The following is a 7273-nucleotide window of genomic DNA, read 5'->3' on the forward strand; positions in this document are numbered from 1 at the left end:
TCGCAGGCCAGCGCCAGGTCGGGCACGCCATACATGTAGCCGTGGTCGGTAATGGCGACGGCGGGCATGCCCAGCTCTACGGCACGATTGACCATATCCTGGATACGGGTTGCGCCGTCGAGCATGGAGAAAACAGTGTGATTGTGCAGATGGACGAATGCCATGTAATGAGCTCCGATGCGGGTTCGTGATCTTAGGGTTACGATTCTACCGCACGGCACGGACGGCACCCGAACCTAGCCAAACCCACACGGCTCCTCTTGCAGTTGCGGTGAAATAGTTCCCGCTTGGGCCACCTGGGCCGCAATACAGGAACTATTCCACCGCAAGTTATCTGAGGACTAGAGGTTGTAGGTGACCACCTGAGGCTCGGCGGGTTCGACGAAGATGGCTGGATTCGCCTGCTCCACGCGAACGAACTTGACCGTCACCGTCTCAAAGCCCGCCTTGTGCAACACGTCGGCGTAGACGCGCGCCTGCAGGGCGTGCTTCTCGAGCAGCTGGTCCGGCGTCTCATCCGGCGTGCCACCCGTCTTGTAATCGATGACCAGTGCGCGTGACGGATCGGCCGGGTCGGTCGCCAAAGCGTCGATGGCGCCTTCGGCATATGCACCGTAGCGGGCGATGTCCTCGTCCTCGCAGCCCAGCGAGAAGAACGGCACCTCGGCGCGAACGCACGGCCACGCGAACAGCTCGGCACGAACCGACGACTTGAGCCAGCGCTCCAGAGCGACATCGAAGCGCTCGCGCTGTTCTGGCGTCAGGTGCCACAGGCGAGCCAGGGCGTCGGCACGCTCAGCGGGCAGCGCATCGGCACCCATCTCGATGAGCCACTGGCAGGCGGCGTGGAAGGCCGAGCCCAGCGCCATGGGATTGCCGGCGGGCTCGACAGCGGCCACGTCTGCGTCCGTCATCTCGGAACCATCCGACTCCGCATCATCGCCGGTCTCGTCCATGGGAACACGAGCCTCGGCGGCACGGTCTTCCGTCTCGGCATGGAGTGCCGCGGCGATTGACGAGTAGCTATACGAGTCACGCATCGGATACGGACAGATGCCCATGCGCACGCCCACTGCCTGGGGATACACAAGCTCGAACGAATCGGGCTTGGGGTCGACAGGACCGGGGACGATTGTACTGGCCGAATCGTCGGCAGCATCCGTATCGGCATCGCCACGAACAAGCCTGCCCTCGGCATCCAGCGAAGCGTTGGCCTCAAACGTCTGCTCGCCAAAGGTAAAGCCCGCGAGCGAAATGAGCTCGTAGTCGCCCAGCTGGGAGTTGTCGAACACCAAGCGGTCGGCATCGAGCTGCGGCATATCCAGAGCATCGGTCGGCAAAATACGGCGCAGCACATCGTAGGTCAGATCGGTCTCGACATCAAAGGTCGGCGCCGTCACCTTGCCGCGGCTCACGCCGGCATCCATCGCCAGAATGACCAGCTCACGCGCTCGCGTCATGGCGACATAGAGCAGACGAGCCCGCTCCTCGAGCGAAAGCTGCAGGTCGTCGTTGCGCAGGCGAGCAAATGCCTCGGCGGGAGAACCCGTCGCACAGACGTCCTCCATGAGCTCCGGCGGCAGCCACAGCGACGTGCCCTTGCCCTTAAACGCATGCTCAAACTGCTTTTTGACGTCATCGCCCTTCACAAAGGTCCCATCGGCAAGCTTAACGCCATCAAAACGAGCTGGCAGTGCCACGACCTGCGCTCCGCCCTCGACACGCCCCATCTGAGCCGCACCGGACGGCTTGCGCACGCCAAAACACTCGGCAACCGCTACGACCGGATACTCCAGACCCTTGGACGCATGCACGGTCATGATGCGCACCGCGCCGTCGCCCTCCTCGTTGAGGGCACCCGGGGCCTCCTTGCCCGCCAAGAAGCGGTCGAAGGCCAGCGCGATGGAACGCGGCGAGTTGCCGAACTCGGCCTCCTCCTCGGCCACGGCGTCGAGCGCCTTGAGCACGTTGGCGGCGATGGCCTTGCCCTCGGGGCCGCGCTGCGCCAGGCGCACGAACCAGCCGGAGGCATTGACCGCGTCGCGCGCGATGGCGGCGAACGAATCACGCCCCACGCGACGCAGTGCGTAGCGCAGCACCTCGCGGGCACGCGTCACAAGCGGCAAGCCCTGCAAGCCCGGCACATCGGAATCGCTCATGATGCCCATGTCGATATTCCGGCGCGAGGTCTCCCCCGTCTCGCCATCGAGCTTGGTCGCCAGCGCCAGGAACTCCTGGGCGCCGAGCGCAAACATCGGCGAGGCGAGCAGCGGCATAAGGCCCTGCGCCGTATCGGCCGGATTGGCGAGCGCGCAGACCAGGGCACGCACCGTCTGCACCTCGGCTGCCTGGGCAAAGACCGAGCCGCCTGCGATGACGCAGTCGAGCCCCTGATCGCGGAAGGCCTGGGCGTAGACATCGGCGTTGGTCATGCGGCCCAGCAGCAGTACCATGCCGCCCTGGGGCTGGCCGGCATCGGCAAGCGCGCGGAAGCGCTCGGCGATCGCGCGGGCCTTGGCCTGTGTGCGCTCCTGCATACTGCCGCCGGCAACAAAGAGGGCCTGGCGGCGCGAGGCGTCCGCCACCAGCGTGTCCTTGCGGCCGTCGCTCGCCTCAAGATCCAAAAAGCCCTGCATCAGGCCGCCGTCATCGCCGTCGAAGACGCGTGCCACGTAACGCAGCACCTCGTCATGGCTGCGGAAGTTGCGCACGAGTTTGACGAGTTCGCCGGCAGGGGCATCGGCCACGGCAGTCGCCTCGGGCGCGGCAGACGAGCCCACCTTGCGCTCCTGACGACGGAACACCTCGACCTCGGCGCCACGGAAGCGATAGATGGACTGCTGCGCATCGCCCACGGTGCACAGCGCGCGCTCCCCCGCACCCGTCAGGTAGCGTATCAGATCGACCTGCATCTGGTCGGTATCCTGAAACTCATCGATCATGACCATCTTAAAGCGGCCCTCGTACGCAGCACGGATGGCAGGGTAATCGCGCAGGGCCTCGTAGGCCATACGCAGCAGGTCGTTATTATCGAGGGCGGACTGGGCAGCCTTCAGCGCGCGATACTCAGCCTCCACGGAACGGGCCAGGCCCACCAGCGCATCGAGCGCCGGGCCACCGCAGGCAAGCACGATATTGATAAACGCATCGGCGGCCTCGGCCTTGAGCAGCTCGACCTGCTCCTTAGGGAATGCCTTGCTCGCGCGCGGCATGGTGCACGACATCATGAGTCGCGCTGCATCGGCCATGGTCTTGCCGCTCGCCTCGAACGCGTCAATGGCGTCGAGTGCCATCTGCGCCTTCTCGGTCGCGGCCTTGCTTGCGCCCAGCGCCGCGCGATAGGCATCGGCGAGTGCCGAGGTATCGGCCTGCCCGCGCGCCACGCACACGTCGTCCATACCGCCCGGCAACTGGCTCGACAGCTCCAGCAGGTCGCGCACCAGGCCCTTGATGGTCGCGCCAGCGCCAAAGGAACCGCCCTCGCCCGCCATGGGATACCAGGCATAGAGGGCCTTGAGCGATGCCGCGAGCTCGGGGGCGGCATCGGGCGCCGTCGCGCGGGCCAACACATGCTCAACAGCCTGGTCCATAAGCTCGTCGGTATCGGTGAGCACCGTGAACTCGGGGTCGATGCCCAGCTCCAGCGCATGCGCGCGCAGGATACGCGAGCACATGCCGTGAATGGTCGAGATCCACGCGTCGTCGACGGTCAGTGCTTCCTCGTCCATGCCCTCGTCGATAAGCGCACGGCGCACGCGGTCACGGATCTCGGCCGCGGCATCTTTGGTAAAGGTAATGGCGAGCACCTGGTCAAGATGTTCAACGAACGGACCGGATTCAGGCGAGAGCGCGTAGACGATGCGACGCGTGAGGGTAAAGGTCTTGCCCGAACCGGCGCCCGCCGAGACAAACAGCGGACGGTCGAGCGTTTTGACAATCTGCAGCTGTTGCGGCATCAAAGTCGAAAGATCCATGGTCTACACGTCCCTCCTTACAAACGTTCCTTCGTGGTTATACGAGCAGCGCGCATGCGCGGCCTGAGCCGACGTCGGGTCGACGGCGGCAACGTTGCCTGCCTCGAGCTCGCGCAGGCGCTCGGCGATGCCGGCCTCAACGCGATCGAGCAGGGCGTCGAAGTCCATGCTGCCACCCTCGCCGGGGAAACCTTTCTTAAGGCCCGGGATGCGACCGTCGCCGCGCTCTTCCTCGAGCAGCTCGGCGCTCGCGGCACCGCGCAACGCCGGCTTGCCGCCCTTGGTCGAAAAGTAGAGCGCCGCGCGGGTGTCCAAATCCAGCGCCCGGCGCATGGCCTGGGCGTAGATGAGCGTTTGGGTATGTGGTGGCAACCAGCGCGGATCGTCGATGGGCGCCGTGCCCGATTCCTCGTCGCGCACCGTGGGGTCGGCGAGCTTAAACTCCTCAACGCCCGTGCGATGCTTGTAGTCGATCACCACGGCACGATTCTCGGCGTCCACGTCCACGCGGTCGATGCGCCCGCCAAGCGGCCAACCGGCATACTCGACCTTGAGCTCGTTGAAGGCGAACTCCAGGTAGCGCGGGGCAAAGGGGGCAAGTGCCTCGGACTCGTAGGCAAGCACACCCTCCAGCTGCGGCAAGATCTCGGCCACCTGGCGTTCCTCCACCGCAGAGAGCGGCACCAGCGGGCCCTCCGTGCCGCGCTTGCCGGCGTGCTCGGCCAACGTCTCGTCAAAGACCTCGTGCAGCAGCTCCTGTGCGCGCGGCAGATTCTCGGGCGTCACGCGCTCCATGCTCTCTTGGGGCAGACGGGCATGCAGATGCTCCAGCACGTCGTGGACAAAGTTGCCCTTTTCCATGTTGCCAAAGCCCGCGTCGATCGACTGGGGCTTCACGCGGTACGAGACGAACCAGCATAGCGGGCAGGTCGAATAGGCCTCGATCTGCGAGGCGGACGTCAGACGCGGCACGAGCGGCGCGTCCTCACCCTCGCCATCGCGACGGCGCAGGACCAAATACGGCACGGCCTCGGCACTCAGATGCTGAGGGGCTTCACAGGTCACGCGCTCGCGCTTGAGGCCTTCACCTGCCGCGGGATCGAAGTCGGCGATGATATCGCCCTCGCCCACGCGCATGGGCTTGGCAGCGCCAGCGGCCTCGGCATGTGCCCACAGCTCGGTCCATACGGCTGCCGGGTAGCACTCGCGTGCCTGGCGATCGTGCGTCACACGGGCGAGCGCGACCGGACCGCTCGCCGCCTGCATCGCACGGCCAAAGCGCACGCGCAGCAGGGCAGCGGGCTCCAAAGACACGCCGTCGCGGCGCAGCTCGGCTGTCAACGTGGCAAGCGGGCCCTCTTCGTGCGAAAGCGGATAGCTGTCCAGGTCGACATCGGCAAACAGCACGGCATCGTAGCTGCCAGGGCGAAGAACCGACGCATCGGCAAGCGACGCGAAGCGCACTTGTGCTCGTGGTGTGCGATCGACCTCATAGGTCTCGTAATCGTAGGCGGTACTGCGCTTGTCCACCTTGGTTCGAACGCCGTCGAGAACCGGCACGGTCGCGGCCTGCGACACGTCGAGCGCGCGAGCATCGTTCATAAGGATGTCGATGGCGTGGCGCAGCAGGGCGGTCTCCGCCTGGCGACGGGCCTGACCGTCGAGACCGCCTAGAGCGCGATCGGGCAGCGCCTCTGCAACGGCGAGCATGGCCTTGAGCGCCGTCACGGGTTTGTCGCGCCACAGCGCCTGAAACACGTCCGAGACCACGCACGGCACATTCTTAAACCAGTTATCGTCGTTGGCGGCCTTGCGGGCGCCCCTCACCTGGCCCTGCACACTCTGCAGCAGGCTCTTGACGCCCGCAGTGGTCTTGCTGCGCGACAGGCGCATGTTCTTGTCGAAGCCGCGGGCGCTCGCGGCGTCAGTACCCGAAAGCGGGCTGTAAATCCAGTCGGTAAGCTCCGGAGCGGGCCACCACTCAGTCTTGGAAGCTGCCCCTTCGTCGGCGGCCTTCATACGCTCGATCAGGTTGGCGAGCGCCGTGAACTGCCTGCCCACAATGGATTGAGAAAACGCCGTGAACTCGGTCGTCTCGGCAGCAACGTGGCGCGCCGCCAAACGAGCGGCGAGCTCACCGAACAACTGGGGTGCCCGGGCAGAAACAACGAGCACGCGCACGGGATCGGCGGGCGCGGAGGCGGCATCGTTGACCTTGGACTCCTTGTGCGCTTTCACCATCTTATCGATGACGTCCGCATAGACACGGGCGCGAGCATGGGGGCCGGCGACTTCCACAAAGGCAGGACGTGCGACGGACTTTGGAGCAGTCGCGGGAGCGCCAGCATCCTCGTCCAGCGGTGCAACCTCAAACAGCACACCGCGGGTATCAAGGGCCGTGGCCAGCTCCTCACGCATCGCCGCTTGCTCGCGGGCGAGCAGCACGACAACCTCTCCCCCGTTGTTTGCCACGGCGGACAGCAGCTCGAGCAGGCTATACGTAAATGACGTGACGCCGCGCACGCAAACGGCGCGGGCGTACGCCGGCAGGCTGTCGGTCAAAGCGCCGGCCATAATGTCAGCTGCCTCGCAGGGCTCGACCATATCTCGACGGTCCAAGCCGCTCGCATAGGCACTCAACAGCTCGAATACGCGAGCCTCGGCGTCGCTCTTGGGATCGGGCCGGCAAACGTTGTCGCAGCAACGCTCGGCACCTGTCCCCGCCACACCCGGAAGCACATCGCGAGCCATGCGCGCGAGCATGCGCACCGTGCCCTGGCTACGCGAAAGCGGCTGCAGGTCGGCATCGTCGCGGCGGGCAATCATATCCGAAAACAGCATCTGGCGTTGCAGGTTGTCGACGAAATCGCGCCCGTCGCCCAAAAGCTCCCAAAGCGAGCGAAGCCATGACGAAGGTGTCTTGTAGTCGATACCCAGCGAAGCCCCGGCTTCCGCCGCATCATGACGGCACAGGTCGAGCTCGGCGAACGTTGGCGCCAGCAGCACGGCACGCCCGTGACGGGCAATAAGGTCGGCAAGCAGCGCCGACTCGGCATCGCTCAAATCCGTGCCGGCATTGGTGGTATAGATTCGAACAGGCATGGTCCTCCGCTCAAACCGTTCGCAATAATCAATGCATCCATCCTACCCGCCCAAGCGGACACATTGCCACCGCAGTTCCATCTTTTGGTACAAAGCAACCTGAACCCAACGCACCAGCCGATTGGGCTTATAGGACAAAATGTGTGTCCCGATAGAACACCCGTTTCCATCCATTAATCCAGCCAGAACGGGTACGG

General features: G+C 65.1%; 3 protein-coding genes. All 3 read right to left on the reverse strand.

What is annotated here, in order from left to right:
- Positions 1–164: PHP domain-containing protein (locus tag AB5164_RS09440; RefSeq protein WP_368148032.1), on the reverse strand; the 164-nt coding region annotated here is incomplete at its 3' end.
- Between the two features lie 177 nt (positions 165–341).
- Positions 342–3974 (reverse strand): UvrD-helicase domain-containing protein, encoded by a 3633-nt coding sequence (locus tag AB5164_RS09445; RefSeq protein WP_368142817.1) that lies wholly within the window; start codon positions 3972–3974, stop codon positions 342–344.
- A gap of 3 nt (positions 3975–3977) precedes the next feature.
- The gene (locus AB5164_RS09450) at positions 3978–7076 is read right to left on the reverse strand and encodes a PD-(D/E)XK nuclease family protein (protein ID WP_368142816.1); all 3099 of its coding nucleotides are present in this window, start codon (positions 7074–7076) and stop codon (positions 3978–3980) included.
- Between the last annotated feature and the right edge of the window lie 197 nt (positions 7077–7273).

This window comes from Collinsella aerofaciens (assembly GCF_040915425.1).
In the GTDB taxonomy this organism is placed as follows: Bacteria; Actinomycetota; Coriobacteriia; order Coriobacteriales; family Coriobacteriaceae; genus Collinsella; species Collinsella aerofaciens_BW.

What these genes read in the sequence shown, in the direction of transcription:
- AB5164_RS09445 (WP_368142817.1), bottom strand. Translation starts at nt 3,974, where the DNA reads ATGGATCTTTCGACTTTGATGCCGCAACAGCTGCAGATTGTCAAAACG.
- AB5164_RS09450 (WP_368142816.1), bottom strand. Translation starts at nt 7,076, where the DNA reads ATGCCTGTTCGAATCTATACCACCAATGCCGGCACGGATTTGAGCGAT.